The 19301-nt window shown below is 56.8% G+C and carries 18 protein-coding genes; 7 read left to right on the forward strand and 11 right to left on the reverse strand.

The window, feature by feature from the left end:
• The first annotated feature begins 9 nt into the window (after positions 1 to 9).
• Positions 10 to 546: a dihydrofolate reductase family protein gene (locus BFG58_RS03405; RefSeq protein WP_069719656.1), complete on the forward strand. Its 537-nt coding sequence runs from the start codon at positions 10 to 12 to the stop codon at positions 544 to 546.
• Between the two features lie 314 nt (positions 547 to 860).
• Complete coding sequence (locus BFG58_RS03410) at positions 861 to 1091, forward strand: DUF2554 family protein (protein WP_045910627.1); 231 nt, start codon at positions 861 to 863, stop codon at positions 1089 to 1091.
• Here BFG58_RS03410 and BFG58_RS03415 read toward each other — a convergent pair whose 3' ends face one another.
• Together BFG58_RS03415 and BFG58_RS03420 are read right to left on the reverse strand one after the other, a co-directional pair.
• Positions 1092 to 3056, reverse strand: a complete 1965-nt coding sequence (locus BFG58_RS03415; protein WP_023618976.1) for a U32 family peptidase — start codon at positions 3054 to 3056, stop codon at positions 1092 to 1094.
• Positions 3057 to 3136: 80 nt separating this feature from the next.
• Entirely contained in the window at positions 3137 to 3664 is a 528-nt protein-coding gene (locus tag BFG58_RS03420) for a helix-turn-helix domain-containing protein (protein ID WP_048030503.1), read from the reverse strand.
• Between the two features lie 92 nt (positions 3665 to 3756).
• On the opposite strand from BFG58_RS03420, the gene BFG58_RS03425 reads away from it, so the two are divergent.
• Positions 3757 to 4923 carry a benzoate/H(+) symporter BenE family transporter gene (locus tag BFG58_RS03425; protein WP_069719247.1) on the forward strand — a complete coding sequence of 389 codons (1167 nt, stop codon included), beginning with the start codon at positions 3757 to 3759 and terminating at the stop codon, positions 4921 to 4923.
• Here BFG58_RS03425 and BFG58_RS03430 read toward each other — a convergent pair.
• On the reverse strand, positions 4903 to 5775 hold the full coding sequence (locus BFG58_RS03430) for a helix-turn-helix transcriptional regulator (RefSeq protein ID WP_045910521.1): 873 nt from the start codon (positions 5773 to 5775) through the stop codon (positions 4903 to 4905). The two genes, BFG58_RS03425 and BFG58_RS03430, sit on opposite strands and share 21 nt — an antisense overlap.
• Positions 5776 to 5948: 173 nt before the next feature.
• Here BFG58_RS03430 and BFG58_RS03435 point away from each other — a divergent pair, with 173 nt between their 5' ends.
• Positions 5949 to 6845 carry a DMT family transporter gene (locus tag BFG58_RS03435; RefSeq protein WP_008502257.1) on the forward strand — a complete coding sequence of 299 codons (897 nt, stop codon included), beginning with the start codon at positions 5949 to 5951 and terminating at the stop codon, positions 6843 to 6845.
• A gap of 34 nt (positions 6846 to 6879) precedes the next feature.
• Here the strand turns inward: BFG58_RS03435 and BFG58_RS03440 are convergent, their stop codons facing one another.
• Complete coding sequence (locus BFG58_RS03440; protein WP_045910520.1) at positions 6880 to 7554, reverse strand: DUF3313 domain-containing protein; 675 nt, start codon at positions 7552 to 7554, stop codon at positions 6880 to 6882.
• A gap of 135 nt (positions 7555 to 7689) precedes the next feature.
• Positions 7690 to 9285 carry an ABC transporter substrate-binding protein gene (locus BFG58_RS03445; RefSeq protein ID WP_069719248.1) on the reverse strand — a complete coding sequence of 532 codons (1596 nt, stop codon included), beginning with the start codon at positions 9283 to 9285 and terminating at the stop codon, positions 7690 to 7692.
• A gap of 111 nt (positions 9286 to 9396) precedes the next feature.
• Between BFG58_RS03445 and pepT the strand changes: the two genes are divergently transcribed.
• On the forward strand, positions 9397 to 10626 hold the full coding sequence (gene pepT / locus BFG58_RS03450) for a peptidase T (RefSeq protein WP_069719249.1): 1230 nt from the start codon (positions 9397 to 9399) through the stop codon (positions 10624 to 10626).
• On the opposite strand, the gene tehB is transcribed toward pepT, so the two are convergent.
• Positions 10623 to 11216: a tellurite resistance methyltransferase TehB gene (gene tehB / locus BFG58_RS03455; protein WP_045910517.1), complete on the reverse strand. Its 594-nt coding sequence runs from the start codon at positions 11214 to 11216 to the stop codon at positions 10623 to 10625. The genes pepT and tehB overlap by 4 nt on opposite strands.
• 135 nt (positions 11217 to 11351) lie before the next feature.
• Between tehB and ydcK the strand changes: the two genes are divergently transcribed.
• Positions 11352 to 12332 carry a YdcK family protein gene (ydcK, locus tag BFG58_RS03460; protein WP_069719250.1) on the forward strand — a complete coding sequence of 327 codons (981 nt, stop codon included), beginning with the start codon at positions 11352 to 11354 and terminating at the stop codon, positions 12330 to 12332.
• On the opposite strand, the gene rimL is transcribed toward ydcK, so the two are convergent.
• The 4 genes from rimL to BFG58_RS03480 all read right to left on the reverse strand — a co-directional run bounded on the left by rimL (position 12327) and on the right by BFG58_RS03480 (position 16832).
• Entirely contained in the window at positions 12327 to 12866 is a 540-nt protein-coding gene (rimL, locus tag BFG58_RS03465; RefSeq protein ID WP_069719251.1) for a 50S ribosomal protein L7/L12-serine acetyltransferase, read from the reverse strand. The genes ydcK and rimL overlap by 6 nt on opposite strands.
• A gap of 102 nt (positions 12867 to 12968) precedes the next feature.
• Positions 12969 to 14624 carry a glucan biosynthesis protein D gene (locus BFG58_RS03470; protein ID WP_047075337.1) on the reverse strand — a complete coding sequence of 552 codons (1656 nt, stop codon included), beginning with the start codon at positions 14622 to 14624 and terminating at the stop codon, positions 12969 to 12971.
• Positions 14625 to 14866: 242 nt separating this feature from the next.
• Positions 14867 to 15640, reverse strand: coding sequence for a transporter substrate-binding domain-containing protein (locus BFG58_RS03475; protein ID WP_048030514.1), 774 nt, complete (start codon positions 15638 to 15640; stop codon positions 14867 to 14869).
• Positions 15641 to 15662: 22 nt separating this feature from the next.
• A complete protein-coding gene (locus tag BFG58_RS03480; RefSeq protein WP_045910512.1) occupies positions 15663 to 16832 on the reverse strand; it encodes a pyridoxal phosphate-dependent aminotransferase in 1170 nt (389 codons plus the stop codon).
• A 114-nt stretch (positions 16833 to 16946) separates the two neighbouring features.
• Here BFG58_RS03480 and BFG58_RS03485 point away from each other — a divergent pair, with 114 nt between their 5' ends.
• Positions 16947 to 17789 (forward strand): LysR family transcriptional regulator, encoded by an 843-nt coding sequence (locus tag BFG58_RS03485; protein WP_069719252.1) that lies wholly within the window; start codon positions 16947 to 16949, stop codon positions 17787 to 17789.
• Here the strand turns inward: BFG58_RS03485 and BFG58_RS03490 are convergent.
• Positions 17776 to 19281, reverse strand: coding sequence for a carboxylesterase/lipase family protein (locus BFG58_RS03490; RefSeq protein WP_069719253.1), 1506 nt, complete (start codon positions 19279 to 19281; stop codon positions 17776 to 17778). The genes BFG58_RS03485 and BFG58_RS03490 overlap by 14 nt on opposite strands.
• Between the last annotated feature and the right edge of the window lie 20 nt (positions 19282 to 19301).

The following is a 19301-nucleotide window of genomic DNA, read 5'->3' on the forward strand; positions in this document are numbered from 1 at the left end:
GAGCACCTGATGGTCACCACACACGTTTTTATCGCAACCAGTCTTGATGGCTACATCGCCAGACACAATGACGATATCGAGTGGCTGCTGCAGCGCGATGACCCGACTGAGGATCATGGCTATGCGGCATTCATCGCGGACAAAGAGTGGATCGTGATGGGCCGGGGGAGCTATGAGAAGGTGCTGACTTTTGACATCTGGCCCTATGACCGGCCCGTGCTGGTCCTCTCCCGACGGCTGGCCGACACGCCGGTGCCCGACGCATTGAGGGGCAAAGTACAGTTTTCAGGCCGCACGCCAAAGGAGGTGCTCGACGATCTGACGATGCAGAACGTCCATCGCGTCTATCTCGATGGTGGGCAGGTGATACAGTCGTTTCTGCGGGAAGGACTGGTCGCCGATATGGTGATCACGACCGTTCCTGTCCTGCTCGGCTCGGGTAAATCACTGTTTGGCGCCCTGCCCGGGGATATCGACTTGACACTGGTCTCCAGCCGCAGCTTCCCTTCGGGTCTGGTGCAGTCGCACTACCGACTGATGCCGTAAAACCACGGTAAACACTGCGCAAAAAAAAACCGCCAAAAATGGCGGTAAATGCTTGCATGGATAGATTTGTATTTTGGTCTCTACGTCCCGACACGACATGGCCGAGCTGCGGATCCCATACAAGCTAACACCCGTTGTCTTAACAAAGGTTAAACAGCCTTTTTTAACCCGCATGGGTAAAGCTCTCTCATGACATGCAGCGCGCCCGAAATCATACTCTTTGACATTTCCTTTGCGCTAATTTGAAGTTTTGAATAATAACCATAATAAATAATCGGCATGATCAAGCCGCAATATTATTCGGCGGTGACTTTATGGTTAAAAAAGGTTTATCTCTCGTGATGCTGATCTGTGCCCTTTTTTCAGGCCAGCTTATGGCCGGGCACAAAGGACATGAATATCTGTGGGTAAAGAATGTGGAGCATCAACTGCGTCATGAAGCCGACAGCGATGAATTGCGAAGTGCGGCGGAGGAGTCGGCGGAAGGTTTGCGCGAACACCACCTGTGGCAGAAATCGCGCAAACCGGACACGCACGTTCGGTAATTAGCTGCCCTTGCGTTTTGGCAGCGTTTTCATCAGATCGTCCGGACTGACGGACGCCACAATACTGCCGGGCTGCGGCATTTTGAAGATGTGGTTTTTCATCTTGCCAATCACATGCATTTCGCACGGACGGCAGTCAAATTTGAGGGTCAGTACTTCGTCACCGTTTACGAGCTGCATAGGGGTAGCCTTCCAGCTCTTGATGTTGCCTTTTGCCTGCTTAGGGCACAGGTTAAACGCGAAACGGAGGCAGTGCTTGGTGATCATCACCGGCACATCGCCCTTCTCCTCATGCGCTTCATAGGCCGCGTCGATCAGCTGCACGCCGTGGCGATGATAGAATTCACGTGCTTTATGGTTATAGACGTTGGCCAGGAAGGATAAATGCGTATCCGGGTAGACGGGCGCAGGAACGGCTTCCGCTTTACGACTAGCGCGCGGGTAGTTCGCCAGGCGCGCGTCATCCAGCATCTCGGCGGTTTCACGGCGGAACTGGTTGAGCAAACTGTTCGGTACAAACAGGGCATCCGGCAGGTTGACCTCAACGTTGCGGGCGTAGTAAATCGTCTGACCCAGCTTCGCGACGCCATCCTTCAGGCTGTTGAGCGCTTTCTCCGCGTTGTTTGCCACCTCGAACAGGCCATCAAGCGTATGCGTTACGCTGATGCCGTCTTCACAGGTCATGGTCAGAATCAGCTGCTCTTCCCAGCCGCCCAGTTCAATATCCACCGCGATACGACGTTCGCTGGAGGTTTTCAGCAGCGCCTGCTGCCAGTTATGATCGAGGTTACGGTTAAGCGCCGCGTTCGGTCGCGCCTTGTAGAGATCGGCCGGCATTTCATTCGGCCACACGCGGTAACGGTTCTCGCCGGTTTTTTCGACCGTGTTGGCGCGGAAACCCACCACTTCACGCTTAATCATCACGTTAAGGCCATCACCGTTCGCCAGCGGCTCCGTCACCGCAACATCAAGGTGATCTTTCGCCACTTTCAGCACTTCGCCAACCGGTAAGCCGATAAACTTCGGTGAGTCAAACGCGCCGATATCCCCTTTACGGGCATTCACGAAATAGTCCGTGCTGCCGCGGTGGAACGTTTTGTCTGTCGACGGAATAAAGAAATGCTCGGTACGACCGGCCGACGCGCGCGCCAGGTCACCGCGATCCTCAATAATGGCATCCAGCATCTGGCGATAGTGCGCGGTGATGTTCTTCACGTAGCTCATATCTTTATAGCGCCCTTCAATCTTGAAGGAACGCACGCCCGCGTCGATCAGCGCACCCAGGTTGGCGGTCTGATCGTTATCCTTCATCGAGAGCAGGTGTTTTTCAAATGCCACGACGCGGCCCTGATCGTCTTTCAGGGTATACGGCAGACGGCAGGCCTGTGAACAGTCGCCGCGGTTGGCGCTGCGCCCCGTCTGCGCGTGGGAAATGTTGCACTGACCGGAATAGGCGACGCACAGCGCGCCGTGGATAAAGAATTCAATCGTCGCGTCTGTCGCCTGGTGAATATCGCGGATTTGATTCAGGTTCAGCTCGCGGGCCAGGACGATCTGCGAAAAGCCGACGTCAGAGAGAAACTTCGCCTTCTCTACCGTGCGGATATCACACTGGGTACTGGCGTGTAGTTCAATGGGCGGAATATCCAGCTCCAGCACGCCCATATCCTGAACAATCAGGGCATCCACCCCGGCCTGATAGAGATCGGTAATCAGACGTTGCGCAGGCTCCAGCTCATCATCATGAAGAATGGTGTTCAGGGTCACGAACACTTTCGCCCCGAAACGGTGGGCGAACGGCACCAGTTCAGCAATATCGCTCAGGCTGTTGCTGGCGTTATGGCGGGCACCGAAGCCAGGACCACCAATGTAGACGGCATCTGCGCCATGAAGGATCGCTTCACGGGCAATGGCGGCGTCACGGGCCGGGCTTAAAAGTTCAAGATGATGGGATTGCAGGCGCATACTTCGTCGTTATCCGTTATGGTCAAAATGGCGGCTATTGTAGTCAGAAGTCTGCGTCAGCGAAACAGTTTTGCGTAGCCTCAGCGGGGATAATGAATCAGGGAGTGAAAATGCACCGTCCGGTCGCTGCTGTTGCGGTAGGCATGCGGTTTATCGCCGGCGAAGCGGACGCCCGAATCGGCAGAAATCGTCTGCCACTTGCCCTCGAGCTTCATCTCCAGCTCGCCGCTGACCACCACCACATGTTCAATCACCCCCGCCTCATGCGGCGTGGATTCACTCAGGGCGCCGGGGGCCAGGGTAATGGAGAAATAATCAAACCGGAGCGCCTCGTCCCACGGAAAGAGCGGCTTGACGACCATCGCCTGCTGCTGTGGGTCAAACACCGCCTGCCGGTCCGCCTCAGGCGTGATGAAGGCGGAAAACGGCACGTTCAGTCCTGTGGCAATTTTCCACAGCGTCGACACCGTGGGGCTGGATTCATTTCGCTCGATTTGCCCGAGCATGGCCTTTGACACGCCGGTCTCGTCCGCGAGCTTCGACAAACTCCAGCCGCGTGCCTGGCGCAGCGTTTTCAATGTGGTTGCAAGATGTCGTGTGATGTCCATGTTCCCTCCTGGTGACATTCAGCATACCACTTGTACGCTATAGCGCACAGTGCTACCTTACTTCGGACGTTATAACGCACAACGGAGTTTTCATGCGCCCTTCCTCTCATCTTATTCCAGTTGCACTGGCTGGATTTGTCGCCGTGCTGGTCGGTTACGCAAGCTCGGCAGCCATCATCTGGCAGGCCGCCGCCGCGGCAGGCGCCAGCGCGCAGCAGATTGCGGGCTGGATGACCGCGCTGGGGATTGGGATGGGCGTCAGCACGCTGGCGCTCTCCTGGTGGTACAAAGCGCCCGTACTGACCGCCTGGTCGACGCCCGGCGCGGCGCTGCTCGCCACCAGCCTGCACGGCGTCACGCTGGCGGAAACCATTGGCGTGTTCATCTTTGCGAACGCGCTTATTTTGCTCTGCGGCGTTACCGGGCTTTTCGCCCGTCTGATGAAGCTGATCCCCCATTCGCTTGCTGCCGCCATGCTGGCCGGGGTATTGCTGCAGTTTGGCCTCCACGCGTTTGCGCATCTGGAGGGGCACTTTCTGCTGTGCGGCAGCATGATTGCGGCGTGGCTGATCGCCAAAGCGCTGTCGCCGCGCTATGCCATCGTGGTCACACTCCTGGTGGGCGGTATGGTGGCATGGGTCGGTGGTGACGTTGTCACGGATAAGCTCACGCTTTCACTGGTGATGCCCGAATTTATTGCGCCCGCCTTCACCTTCACCAGCCTGGTGAGTATTGGCTTACCCTTCTTCCTGGTCACCATGGCCTCACAAAACGCGCCGGGGTTCGCCACGATGAAAGCCTCCGGTTACCCGCTGGCGGTCTCACCGCTCATTATCGTTACGGGGGGAATAGCGCTGCTGTTTTCTCCGTTTGGTGTCTTTTCAATCTGCATTGCGGCCATTACCGCCGCCATTTGCCAAAGCCCGGATGCACACCCGGATGCGGGTAAACGCTGGCTGGCGGCCATCGCTGCGGGAGGGTTTTATCTGCTGGCGGGAATTTTCGGTGGCTCCATTACCGGGCTGATGGCCGCGCTGCCGCTCAGCTGGATCCAGACGCTGGCCGGTCTGGCACTGCTGGGCACCATCAGCGGGAGTTTATATCAGGCGCTGAGTCACGAAGCGGAGCGCGACGCGGCTATCGTCACATTTCTGATGACCGCAAGCGGCGTGACAATCCTGGGCATCGGTTCGGCATTCTGGGGGCTGGTGCTGGGCGGAGTATGCTACGCCCTGTTTTCACGCGCTCGCCGCGCGTAGTTGCGAAGGCGTCATGCCCGTCGCGCTGCGAAAGCGGTTGCTGAAGTGGCTGGCGGAGTTAAACCCGCAGGCAAGCGCGATCTCCGTCAGCGGCGTCGTCGTATGCTGGACGAGGGCTTTCGCTTTATCCATTCGCCTCTGCATCACATACTGATGCGGCGCCAGCCCCGTCGACTGGCGGAACATGCGGGCAAAATGGTATTCGCTGAGGGCAGCCTGCGCCGCCAGTTCGGCCAGCGTCAGGGGCTGCCCGAGATTCTCTTCGATAAAGGCGAGGACGTTGCGAAGCACAAACGGCGACAACCCTCCCGTGACAACCGGCAGCTTCCACTGCACGTTTGAGTAATTTTGCAGCAGATGGGTCAGCAGCAGCGTGGAGGCCGTGCTCAGGGTCAGCTGGTTGGCGTGCTGCTGCCAGTCACAGCCCAGTAAAAACTGGCGATACAGCGTGGTGATCTTCGGATCGCTGCCAAAAATGCGCTCGTCCAGGGTCAGCGAAAGCGGTCGCTTGTCCCAGATTTTCTCACCCACGTCGCGCAGGTGTTCATCGGTGCAGTAGAGATGCACAAACGACAGGTCATCACGGATGTCCCACGTCGATTCGCTCTCTTTGGGCATCAGGCAGAAACGGTCCGGCCCCCCACCGTTCTTCCAGCCGCCCGGCGTTTTTTGATAGCTTTCGTAGCCGTCCGCCACGTACAGGCTGAGGGTATGATGGTTGCTTTTAACGGTTATCGTGTCGTGCTTGTTGTACCACGCTGCCAGCTGAATACCCGAATTCAGCGAGACGGTTTCCCGCAGGACTGCATTCTGTTGGCAAAGCGTTTCAAAGGTATCGTAAGCGTGAGACATAACCGTTAGCGCATGAATGATCGGAATATCAGTCTAAAAAGAGTTGTCCCCCGTTGCCAGACCCCAGGGAAGAAAAAAGCGCAAGATTTTGCAAGTCACCCGCAAGCAGGTGAAAGCCCGTTACGCAGTTCAGCGCCATACTGCGGGCTTCCGCGGTTTGAGAAGAGACAACTATGAACGCATTATTATATGGACTCGTGGTCATTATCTGGGGAACCACCTGGATTGCGATTTTCCTGCAGCAGGGCCCCGTCGCGGCGCCGGTGTCGATTTTCTGGCGCTTCGCCGTCGCCAGCTTAACGATGATGGTGGTGTTACTCGCCCTGCGTCGCCTGCGCACGCTGGCACTACGGGATCATCTTTTTTGCCTGCTTCAGGGATGCTGTGTTTTCTGCTTTAACTTCTGGTGTTTTTACACGGCAGCGGCACATATCAATACCGGGCTGGAGTCGGTGATCTTCTCCATGGCGGTGCTCTATAACGCCATTAACAGCTTTATTTTCTTCGGACAGCGCCCGCCCGCGCGTTTCTGGACGGCGGCGGCACTGGGGCTGGTTGGGATTGTCACCCTCTTCTGGGACGATCTGCTGGCCAGCGGCTGGAGCGCGTCACTCCTGACCGGCATTGGGCTTTCCGCACTCGGTACCTACGGCTTCTCGCTGGGCAATATGATCAGCATGCGCCATCAGCGCAGAGGCCTGGAAACCATGACCACCAACGCCTGGGCGATGCTCTATGGCACGCTGGTGATGGGCTGCATTGCGCTGTTCAGAGGCGATAGCTTTGTGCCGGAATGGACGGTGAGCTATCTCGGCGCGCTGGTGTATCTGGCCCTGTTTGGCTCGGTGATTGCCTTTGGCGCCTACTTCACGCTGGTTGGACGTATTGGCCCAGGCAAAGCGGCCTACAGCACGCTGCTCTTTCCGCTGGTGGCGCTCTCCATCTCCACGGTCTATGAAGGCTACGTCTGGCATGTCAACGGTATCGTGGGATTAGTGCTGATCCTGGGAGGAAATATGGTGATGTTTACCAAACCGGAAACCTGGTTCAGACGCTTACGGATGGCGTAAATAAAAAGGCCTGCATTACGCAGGCCGTTTTATTTTATTTTGCGGTCTTTTTCACATCAAACATGGTGGCATCCGTCGCCATATCATCAACAACCTGCTTCAGCGTCGCAAAGGTCATTGGCGTGCTTTCGTTATTCAGCTCTTTACCTTCGCCTTTACGTACCACCTTCATGACCGGTTTGTTGGTGGCCGCATCGATCAGCTCGCCTTCAAAGAAGAGATGCGTATCCATGGTGCGGTGTCCGGTCGCCATCTGCGTACCGGCAACCACCAGCGCAACAGGCACCACTTCATAGAACTGCAGCCCCTCTTTCTGCGAACTCACCCCGGTAATCGCGCCGCGGAAAATCAGGCTATGTTTACCCGGCGTGGTCACAACCGGCTTACGCGTACCAATCGCCGTTTTCATTTTGTTATTGGTGTAATTCAACAACTCATCAAGCGTTTTTTGACCAATTTGCGTGGTCGGTTTTGGCGTTGGGTAATAGGTAATCGGTGTCCAGAGAATACTGTCGTAGTTAGCCTCATTATAAGAAGGATCAACCCAACGCAGCGTTGGTTTACCCGTCGCAGACGTTGTCTGCTGCAAGCCTGAGTAGTCTTTTAAAAAGCCGGAGTATTGTTCTGGAGCGGCGACTTTTGAAGAACAGCCCGCCAACGCCAACAGACCAGTAAGCACTGCAACTTTAAAAAAAGTTTGAGTACGCATGATAGTTTTCCATGTTATCTGCAAGTATGCATTTGAAGTTATAGCAAAAGACTGGCGGGTTTGTTGTGACAAAAAATGATGCGGTGAGCACAAATTGCAAAAAGATTGCCCGGACGCATGCCGGGCAGTGAAAAATTACTGATTTATATCCACTTGCCAGAACAGATGTTTGCCAAACGGGTCGATTTCATAGCCCTTCACCTCCTTGCGTACCGGTTCGAAAATCGTTGAATGCGCAATCATCAACGCAGGCATCTGATCATGCATCATCTGCTGCGCCTCTTTATACAACGCCACGCGTTTATCATGATCGGTTATCGATTTCGCCTCGGCAATGAGGTTATCGAAGGGCTTGTAGCACCATTTCGCCGAGTTTGACCCGCCGTTCGCCGAGGTGCAGGTAAAGAGCGGGCCGAAGAAGTTATCCGGATCGCCGGTGGCCGTCGTCCAGCCCATCAGCGCGGCCTGATGCTCTCCGCCCTTCACGCGTTTCAGATACTCGCCCCATTCGTAGGTAACGATTTTGGTCTGTACGCCAATTTTTGCCCAGTCCGCCTGAATCATCTCCGCCATGCGTTTCGCATTCGGGTTATAGGGACGCTGGACCGGCATCGCCCATAAATCGATGCTGACGCCGCTGGCAAAGCCGGCCTCTTTCAGCAGCGCTTTGGCTTTTTCAGGATCGTAGTCGTAATCCTTAAGCTCGCTGTCGGCACTCCAGACGCCCGGCGGCAGCAGATTCTTCGCCACAGTGCCGGTACCGTGGAACACCGCATCAATAATGGCCGGTTTGTTGATGGCCATCGCCAGCGCCTGACGGACCTTCACGTTATCCAGCGGCGGCTTCTGCGTGTTGAACGCCAGGAAGCCGGTATTCAGTCCGGCCTTGCTCATCAGGTTGATATCTTTGTTGGCCTTCATGCGCGGCAGATCGGCCGGGTTCGGGAACGGCATCACCTGACATTCGTTCTTCTCAATTTTGGCAAAACGCACGGAGGCATCCGGGGTGATGCTAAACACCAGCCTGTCCAGCTTCGATTTCCCCTGCCAGTAGTCGGCAAACGCCGTGAACAGGATCCGGGAATCCTTCTGATACTGCGCCAGCTTAAACGGTCCGGTGCCGATGGGCTCCATATCCACCTTCTCCGGCGTGCCCGCTTTCAGCATCGCGTCGGCATACTCCGCTGAAAGGATCGAAGCAAAATACCAGGCCAGATCGGCGACAAACGGCGCTTCCGGGTGCGCCAGGGTAAAGCGCACGGTGTGGTCATCGACTTTATCAATGGCGGTAATCAGGCTGCCGAACTCCAGGCTTTCGAAGTTGGAATAGCTGCCGTTAGAGACGTTGTGGTAGGGATGATTCACGTCTTTTTGCCGCATAAACGAGAAGATCACGTCGTCGGCGTTAAAGTCACGGGTTGGCGTGAAGGATTTGTTGCTCTGGAACTTCACGCCCTTGCGCAGATGGAAGGTGTAAACCTTGCCGTCGTCGCTCACCTCCCAGCGCTCCGCCAGACTCGGCACCAGCTCCGTGGTACCAGGTTTGAAATCGACCAGACGGTTATAGACCGGCACGGCGCTGGCGTCGACGCTGGTTCCCGAGGTGTAAAGCTGAGGGTTAAAGTTTTCCGGCGATCCTTCGGAGCAATACACCAGCGTTTTCGCAGCGACAGCGGAACTGACCGTGAGTGCCGCGAGCGCCAATGTGAAAGTTGTGAGTTTGCTTGTCATCATTTATTCCTGTCTTTTTAATTCGACGGCTAATTAATTCTTTTGCCATTTCATAAATAACATTAAAGTGATGTGGCAAACACCTGAAAAATAAATAAGGAATAAATCACTATGGGCTCGCCGCTTTCCAGACAATTAACGCACCGTTTTTTCCGCTATCTCGCGATCACCAGCCAGAGCGATCCCAGAGTCAAAACCCTGCCTTCAACGCCGGGCCAGCATGACATGGCGCGCGAGCTGGCGCAGGAGCTGGCACAGCTGGGGTTAGACGACATTGTGATAGATGAATTCGCCACGGTGACGGCGGTTAAAAAAGGCAACGTGCCCGGTGCGCCGCGCATCGGCTTTATTACCCATATTGATACCGTCGACGTGGGACTTTCACCGGATATTCATCCACAAATATTAACGTTTACCGGTGAAGATCTCTGTCTGAATAAAGAGAAAGACATCTGGCTACGGGTAAACGAGCATCCCGAAATTCTGGCTTATCCGAACGAGGAGATTATTTTCAGCGACGGAACCAGCGTATTGGGCGCCGATAATAAATCGGCGGTCACGGTGGTCATGACGGTGCTGGAAAACCTGACGGCGGAACATCAGCATGGGGATATCGTCGTGGCGTTTGTGCCTGACGAAGAGATCGGCCTGAACGGTGCCAAGGCGCTGGATCTTAAGCGCTTCGACGTCGATTTTGCCTGGACCATTGACTGCTGCGAGCTGGGTGAGATTGTCTACGAGAACTTTAATGCGGCAGCCGCGGAAATCCGTTTTACCGGCGTGACGGCGCACCCGATGTCCGCCAAAGGCGTGCTGGTGAATCCCCTACTGATGGCGACTGATTACATCAGCCATTTTGACCGCCAGCAAACGCCAGAGTGCACCGAGGGACGTGAAGGCTATATCTGGTTTAACGGCATTCAGGCCGGACAGAACGAGGCCGTTCTTAAGGCCAATATACGCGACTTTGATAAGGAGAGCTTTGCCGCGCGCAAGCAGCAGATTGCCGACGTAGCCGCACTGATTGCCGCCCAATATCCGACGGCCAGCGTGGACTATCGCATTGAAGATACCTACAGCAATATCAGCAATGCGATTGGCGAAGACCGGCGCGCCATCGATCTGATGTTCGAGGCAATGGAATCGCTCGGCATCACGCCGAAACCGACGCCGATGCGCGGCGGCACCGACGGCGCGGCGCTCTCGGCTAAAGGGCTACTCACCCCGAACTTCTTCACCGGGGCGCATAACTTCCACTCGAAGTTTGAATTCCTGCCGCTGTCGTCGTTTGAGGCGTCTTATAAGACTGCCCTGCAGATCTGCCTGCTGGCAGCCCGTTAAGCGGGCTTGCGTGCCAGCATCGTGGCAAAGCGTAGCTTGATGCGATTGCCGTTTTCATCAGTGCGGTGCAGTTCGCCAACGTCCTCGTTGTATTTGAGCAACTCCCAGCCTTCGTAGTAGTTGCTCAGCTCACCGCTCCTGAAGGCAAACGGGAAGCCGACCGTGCAGGGGTAGTCTGCCGTATCCATGGCGGCAACGATCAGATTGTAACCGCCCGGCGTCGTGCAGCGCTGCATATTGGCGATAAGGCCCGGGATGGTTTTTGCCTCCAGGAACATCATCACCACGGTAGAGAGAACAAAATCGTACTGGCCGTCAAAGCTCAGGTTGTTGAGATCCTTAATCGCGGTATGCAGATTAGCGATCCCTTCTTCCGCCTTGATGCGCTCGATATTGTCGATGCTCATCGGGTTCTTGTCCCACGCGGTCACATCGTACCCGTTGGCCGCAAGGTACAGGCTGTTACGGCCGTTGCCGCAGCCCAGATCCAGCGTTTTACCGGGCTTCACAATCTCCGCGCTGTACAGCACCTCTGAATGGGTTCGGGTTAAGCCATATTTCTCTGTGAAGTAATTCTCATCGACGGTCATTATTTTTCCTGCGTTCGCATAAAGTGAAAGTGCATTTTACATGCTATTTTAAGGCGTTTACCGTCTGGTTGCCAAGCCGCTCGAAATGCGAAAACTTTGCTACGTTTAGTGAAGACGCTTATCAGAGACATGAAGATGAACAAATATCGCCTTAGCGACGAGACCCGCCTCTGGCAATGGAAAAACGGCGAAACCACCCACGCCACCACGCTGCGGCAGATTATCGCCACGGCGGACTTTAACGACGTAACGGTCGGCACGAGAGGCGGCTGGATTGACGATGAGCGCGCCCTCGCGCAGGACGGCGACTGCTGGATCTACGATGAAAACAGCGTGGTGTTCGCGGGGGCAGTCGTCTCCGGCAACGCGCGTCTTACCCTGCCGTGCATCATTAGCCATAACGCGCATATCGGCGACAGCTGCTGGCTGGACGGCGCGGAGGTCAGTCACGGGGCGCGAATAAGTGACAACGTCACCATTCAGCAATCCTGCGTACGGGGCGAGTGTCATATCTACGGCGACGCGCGCGTGCTGCATCACAGTGTGGTCATTGCCGCCAAAGGGCTGACGCCGGACCATGAACAGATCCTGCAAATCTACGACAAGGCGACGGTGAGCCAGTCGCGGATTGTGCACCAGGCGCAAATCTACGGCGAGGCGATGGTCAATTTTGCCTTTGTTGAACACCGGGCCGAGGTCTTTGACAACGCGATCCTGGAGGGTAACGAACTCAACAACGTCTGGGTGTGCGACTGCGCAAAAGTCTATGGTAACGCCCGCGTGATAGCCGGGTTTGACGACGATGCCATCCCCACGGTGCGCTATAGCTCTCAGATTGCGGAGAATGCCGTGGTCGAAGGCAACTGCGTCATTAAGCATCACGTCCTGATTGGCGGGCAGGCCTGGCTGCGCGGCGGGCCAATCATGCTGGATGATAAAGTGGTGATCCAGGGGCGCGCGCGCATCAGCGGAGATGTGCTTATCGAACACCGGGTTGAAATCACCGACGATGCGGTCATTGAAGCGTTTGCCGGCGAGAGCATTCACCTGCGCGGCGAAAAAGTGATTAACGGCGACCAGCGCATCACCCGCACTCCGCTGCTGGGCGCGTTATAGGGTATAGATCCGGCCGTAGATATTGACATCGTCAAAGCGGCCATTCAGGTATTCCGCTTCCCGCAGGCATCCTTCCAGCGTAAAACCGTTGCGCAGGGCAACGCTGTTGCTGTGCTGATTCGCCACCCGACACTTGATCACAAAACGACGGATCTCACCGCGTTCAGCGTAGTAGCGCATAAACGCCTGCAGTGACTGAGAGAGAATGCCCTGCCCCTGGTGGGCTTCATCCAACCAGTAGCCGATGTAGCCGGCTTTGTTGGTCGGTTCAATCGTGTTGAACGACAGGATGCCAACCAGCGCATCATCCTTGAAGATCAGAAACATTTTGGCGTAGCCGCGCTGGTGCAGCATCTGGTTACTCTGCACGTTGCGGCGGGTATCCTCTTCGCTGCCCACGTGCTGCGCCCAGTCAAAGGCGGTTTGCAGAAAGGCTCTGTTTTTGACGACGAGATTGTGCAGGTCGGCGGTGTAGCGCTCTTCGACGGAACGTAGTTCGATGTGTTGTGAAACGGGGATGATTTCAGATGTCATGGTGCCTCGTCATCGCCCGGTGGCGCTGCGCTTACCGGGCCTACAGAACTGAAACGTAGGCCGGGTAAGGCGAAGCCGCCACCCGGCACAATCCCACAAAAGTTAACGCATTACCCGGTCGTCAACATACTGACGTTTATCCGGCGCCGGTGGGAAATACTGGTACAGCCAGGTTTCACTGATGGCATCGCCCTGGCAGCGCAGGAACAGGCGCATATCCACCGGTTCCGTCGAATCCGACGTCGGATACCAGTCAAACAGAATGCGATAGCCGTCAAACGGCTCAACGTAGAGGATCTCCACCTGCTTCGCTTCACCGCTGGAGAGCGTAATCACCGGCTCGATGCCTTTTGGCGCAGCGGCCTTCAGGTCGCCACCGACGAAGTCGATGGCAAAGCGACGGGCCCACACTTTCGGGTAGTTTTCGCCCGGCGCCCAGCCTTCCGGGAAGCCGCCCATGCCGGTACGGGTGGCATAGACGTTGGCCAGCGGGGAGCGCACCGGCGGCATCGCGCTCCAGTAGAGGCGATATTTAAAGTCCAGCTCGTCGCCCGCTTTGACGGCTTTTTCCGGCTGCCAGAAGCAGACCACGTTATCCAGCGTTTCACCGGTGGTCGGGATCTCCATCAGGCCAACAGCGCCTTTCCCCCAGTCGTTACGCGGTTCCACCCACAGGCTTGGACGCTTGTTGTACCACCCCATCACGTCCTGATAGTGCGAGAAATCGCGATCGAGCTGCAGCAGACCGAACCCTTTCGGGTTTTTGTCCATATAGGCATTGAACTGCAGCTTCTGCGGGTTGTTCAGCGGACGACAGATCCACTCCCCGTTGCCGCGCCACATCGCCAGGCGGTCGGAGTCATGGATTTGCGGGTGAATAGTGTCACACATGCGGCGTTCGTTATTGCCGCAGCTGAACATGCTGGTCATCGGCGCAATGCCGAGCTGCTTGATGTCCTTACGCGCGTAGAGGTGGTTTTCCACCTCCATGATCACCTGGCTCTTCTCGCAGTGGATCACGAATTTATAGGCACCGGTGATGCTCGGGCTATCCAGCAGCGTATAGACGGTAAAGGTCGTGTCGCCGGGCTTGACGGTCTCAAACCAGAAGGAGGTAAAGTCCGGGAACTCTTCCGGCGTGTCGGTAAAGGTATCTACCGCCAGGCCGCGGGCGGAAAGGCCGTACTGGTAAGTGTCATCCACTGCGCGGAAATAGCTCGCGCCCAGGAAAGAGACGATATCGCGACGCGCCAGCTCCGGCGCCTTAAACGCGCGGAAGCCCGCAAAGCCGAGATCGCTTTGCCCTTCCAGCTGTTTGGTATCCACCCCCGTTTCACCGTAGCTGAACAGCTCCGGACGGAAGTGGATCTCGCGCGCCATAGAGGTGGACTGGTCCAGTGAGAACATCCGCACGCGACGGCGGAACCCCATTCCCATATGGAAGAACTGCACGTCCAGCTGACGCCCTTCAATGTTGTTCCACAGTGACTGTTTTTCATCGTAGCGGATGGCGTTGTACGCCTGCGGCGTCATCGTGGCCAGCGTCTCCGGCAGCGGGCGCGGCGCACCACCCCACGGGGTTTTCGCCAGGTCATGCGCCATGGATTGCAGGACGGAGAAGTCAAAACGACGGCTCTGGCCGTCAGCAATGTCAGAGTCAGCAGCGTAAGCCGCTTTGGAAAACAGGGAAGCAAGGCCGGATGTGCCGCTCAGGGCTGCCACTGCCAGCGAGCCTTTTAGAAAACGTCTGCGATTCATGCCTGGAAAAACGTCCTTATGGTCGTGTGAATGTGTTTCGCGCTCGGCGAAATGACGGCAAGAAAGAACGCACAGCCTAAACAAAAATGGTTAAGAATCCAATTGTTGGCCGGTGATTATCTGAACAAAGTGAGAAATATTTTCTGTCGACCAGAACGGCCCGAAAGTGGTGTAAAGAAAGCCTGGAAAATGTGTATAAAAATGCCCCGTCAGGACATCAGCTGACGGGGCGAATGAGGCGGTTATTTTACGCTGACATCGATACCCGGGAAGTACTTATCAGCGAGTTTGGCGATCGTGCCGTCGGCACGTACTTTATCAATTGCGGCATCAAGCTGCTTTTTGGTGGCCTCGTCACCTTTACGCAAACCAAAGCCGATCCCACTGCCGAGGATAGTGTCGTCAGACACCGGCTTGCCGATGAAGCCAAACCCTTTCCCCTGCGGCTTGCTGAGGAAACCTGCCTGCCCGGCCGCGGACATGACCAGCGAGGCGTCGATACGGCCATTCAGCAGATCGCCCCAGGCCATATTCTGATCTTTATACGACACCACGGTGACACCCTGCTTTTCCCAGTGCTCTTTGGCATAGGTTTCCTGAATGGATCCCTGCAGCACGCCGATGGTTTTCCCCTTCAGCCCTTCTGGGGTTGCCTCGACCGCCGTGCCGGCCTTGCCCACCAGCTGCGACGGAATACGGTAAATCGGCTGGGTAAAATCGATGCTCTTGCGGCGCTGCTCGGTGATATTCATCGCCGAGTTGATGGCGTCGAATTTCTTCGCCACCAGGCCCGGGATCAGCGCATCAAACGAGGTTTCAACCCAGCTGCACTTCAGCGCTGCCGCTTTGCAGATGGCATTCCCCAGCTCAACGTCAAACCCTTCCAGTTCGCCTGCTGCATTGCGGCTTTCAAACGGCGGATACTCGGCTTCCAGACCGTAACGCAGCTCGGACGCCGCGAAGGAGGAAAAGGTACACAGCAATCCCATGCCGACAACTAGCGCGCGTATTTTCATTTCAAACTCCTCAGAGCCTATCTCAGCGTGGTTTAACCCGACACAGGGCTTGGGCACCTGCCCGTAACGTCGCCTCATCTTTCGCAAAAGAGAGACGAATCAATTTATTATCCGTACCGTCCGCATAAAACGCCGACAGCGGAATGGTAGCTACACCGTACTCAACGATCAGCCGTTTCACCAGCTCGCTGTCGCGCTCGTTGCTGAATTGGCTGTAGTCCGCCAGCATGAAGAACGATCCGGCGCTGGGCAGCAGCGTGAACGGCGAATCGGCCAGCAGACTCTGCAGCAGATCGCGCTTGCGCTGGTAAAACGCCGACAGCGACAGCCAGGTTTGCGGGTCGACCATATGTTCAGCAAACGCGTGCTGCATTGGCGTATCGGCAGAAAACATTAAAAATTGATGGACTTTACAAATCTCGTCCATCAGCACCGCCGGTGCAACACAGTAACCCACGCGCCAGCCGGTGACGTGATAGGTTTTTCCGAAAGAAGAAATAATCACGCTACGCTCCGCCAGCTGCGGGTGCGTGGCCATCCCGTGGTGCGGCTCACCGTCAAACACCACGTGTTCATACACTTCGTCAGACAAAATGATGATGTCGGTATTGCGCGTCAGCGCCGCCAGCTGCTGCAGGTCGTTGGCTGAAAAAACCTGGCCGCTCGGGTTGTGCGGCGTATTGATGATGATCATGCGCGTGCGCGGGGAGATGGCAGCCCGGACTTCGTCCCAGTTGACGGCAAAATCCGGCACGGTGAGCTTGATGGCAATCGGCGTTGCCCCCTGCAGACGGACAATCGGCGCGTAGCTGTCAAATGACGGCTCAAAGTAGATCACCTCATCACCCGGGTGCACCAGCCCGCTGATTGCCGAATAGAGCCCTTCGCTGGCGCTGGCGGTCACCAGCACCTCGCTGGCCGGGTCATATCGCGTGCCGTATAGGGTGGCAATTTTATCGGCAATACGCTCTTTGAGCGGCTGCAGACCGGTCATCGACGCATACTGGTTATGCCCCGCCTCCATTGCGCGGGTAACGCCCGCAACAAGCTTCGGGTCGCAGGAAAAATTCGGTGCGCCCTGAGAAAGGTTAATCGCGTTATGCTGCGCCGAGAGCTGGCCGATAACGGTAAAAATGGTGGTGCCCACATCGGGCAGTTTAGAGCGCGTTTGCACTGGCGTTCGTAAAGTCATCCTCTTTCCCTTCTCATGGACATTGCATAACTATTCAAACAACATCTCTGTTGTCGGGACAATCGAATTGTTGTCATAATAGCCATGAGAAAAATGCATAGCTGAGGTGTTTCCATGTCGCGCCGTTCGCTCCCGCTCAATGCCATCGACGCATTTTTAGTCACCGCGCGTCACCTGAATCTGACCCATGCTGCCGCAGAACTTTGCCTGACACAGGGGGCCGTGAGCCGCAAAATAGCCTCCCTTGAGGCCTGGTTTGGCTTTCCGCTTTTTGAACGCCACGCACGCGGCCTGCGCCTCTCTTCGCAGGGCAGCGCCCTTCTCCCGGAACTGCAGTCTGCTTTCGCACAATTACTGACCGTGGCCGACCAGGCCCGCAGCCAGCAGACCGTGATCCGGCTCAAGGCACCCACCTGTGCCATGCGCTGGCTGGTGCCGCGCCTGCTGGAGGTGGAGCGTGAGCAGCCGGATCTGCAGATCGCCCTGACCACCACCACCGATCACAACGTCAATTTCAAAACCGAATCTTACGACGCGGCCATCGTGTTCGGCACACACATGAGCGCAGGCGACCTGCTGTTCGAAGAGGCGCTCACCCCGGTGATAAGCCCGGTGCGGGCGGGTGCAGCGCTGGGATCGCTGACGTTCCTGCACCCCACAAGGGATAAGACAGACTGGTCGCTGTGGCTGACGAAACAGGAAGGTCCGGGCTTTGCCATGCACAAAAATCAACACTTCGACACGATGGATCTCGCCATTACGGCCGCCATTCAGGGGCTGGGCGTGGCCATTGCCGACGAAACGCTGGTGGCCGAAGATGTCCGCGCGGGAAGACTGATGCGGCCTTATGAAACCAGCATAAAAACCGGCGCGAGCTACCGGCTGGTGCTGCGCGAAACGCCAGGGGAGGAAAATGGACTGGCGGCGTTTCGCGCCTGTTTGCTTAATCGAGGCTGACGTGGTGCTTCATTACCCGTTTGAAGAGGCTCATGCGGGCGCGCATAAAGCGGTTTTCAAGCCGGAATCCTGCATGTTTATTCACACCAATGCGTAACAAAACGTCCCGCCCTTTTCGGCATGCGGGCCAGTGCGTCGGCCCTGGCAGGATCTCACGAGGCCCTGCATCTCGCGCAAAGCTCACCCAGTAATCGGCCACGTGGGCAGCAAACTGTAAATCCCGTTCGTTGACATACTGGCGTGAAGGCTCCACCTGGCCGAGGGTATCGAAGACGTAGGGCACCTCATTGCCGTGCCAGGCGCCGTTGATATAGGTGGCATGTTCCGCTTCCGCGACATAGTCAAACCAGTAACGCCAGCACAGTCCGCCGACGCGCTGCTGCGCCTGCATCACGACGTAGCCCATCGTGGTGAACGCCATGTCGCGGCACACCTGCCTGCCCAACTCCTCATCGCCCTTGACGCCCGGATAGAGCAGCTTAATCAGCCCCAGCCCGAAGCGTCGCTCCCGGCGGAGCTTCTGAATTTGCCCGGCGAGATCGATGCCAAACACCGCCATCACGCTGGCCTCATCGCTGTTCGACCCAATCATCACCGGTACGGGATGCTGGCGGGCAGCGAAAAAGACGTCCAGCATCGCTTCGGGCAGAACGCAGTCCCCGACGATGGGCACCGGGGCGACGTTCAGCGGCGCGGTTAACGGCCAGAACGCGTCCGGCGGAATGGCGCGCAGCTGCTCAGCAGTCGCCTTCTCCAGGCCAAAATGGGCGGCCAGCGCCTCCCCTTTTTGCAGCGCCTGTTCACGCGGCGTGTCCGGCAAGGTATACCCGCTTTGCACAATCGCCTTGTGGAACAAGCCAGCCGCCAGGGGCGATGCCATCAGAGAGAGTACGCTGCGCGCACCGGCGGATTCGCCAAACAGGGTCACATTGCCAGGATCGCCACCAAATGCGGCGATATTGTCCCTAACCCATTCGAGGGCCGCGATCTGATCCAGCAGGGCAAAATTATGCACCACGCGATCTTCCTCGCCTTCCAGCGCGGGATGGGCGAAAAAGCCGAGATGGCCGAGACGGTAGTTAATCGTGACCACAACCACCCCGCGTGTGGCCAGCGATTTGCCGTTATAAGGCGGCAGGCCGCCTGCGCCAATCGTAAACCCGCCCCCGTGCAGCCAGACCATAACCGGAAGCGCCCCGGCGCGCTCTTTGGGGGACCAGACGTTCAGATAAAGACAATCTTCCGAGAACTGACCGGGATCGCCCCCGCCCAGCTCCTGACAATATTCGCTGCTTTGCCAGCTTGAGGCCGAAAAGGCTGTGGCCTCGCGAACGCCATCCCACGGCTCAGGGGGCCGCGGGGAGCGCCAGCGCCACTCGCCCACGGGCGGTGCGGCGTAGGGAATGCCGCACCAGACGTGGACATTTTCATCGGTTAAACCAGACAGTGCGCCCTGGCGCGTTTCAACCACAGGGGCGGAAGGATTTTGCATAACGACCTTATTTTTTCCAT

The sequence above is a fragment of the Enterobacter sp. ku-bf2 genome, from assembly GCF_001742765.1.
Classification (GTDB): Bacteria; Pseudomonadota; Gammaproteobacteria; order Enterobacterales; family Enterobacteriaceae; genus Enterobacter; species Enterobacter quasiroggenkampii.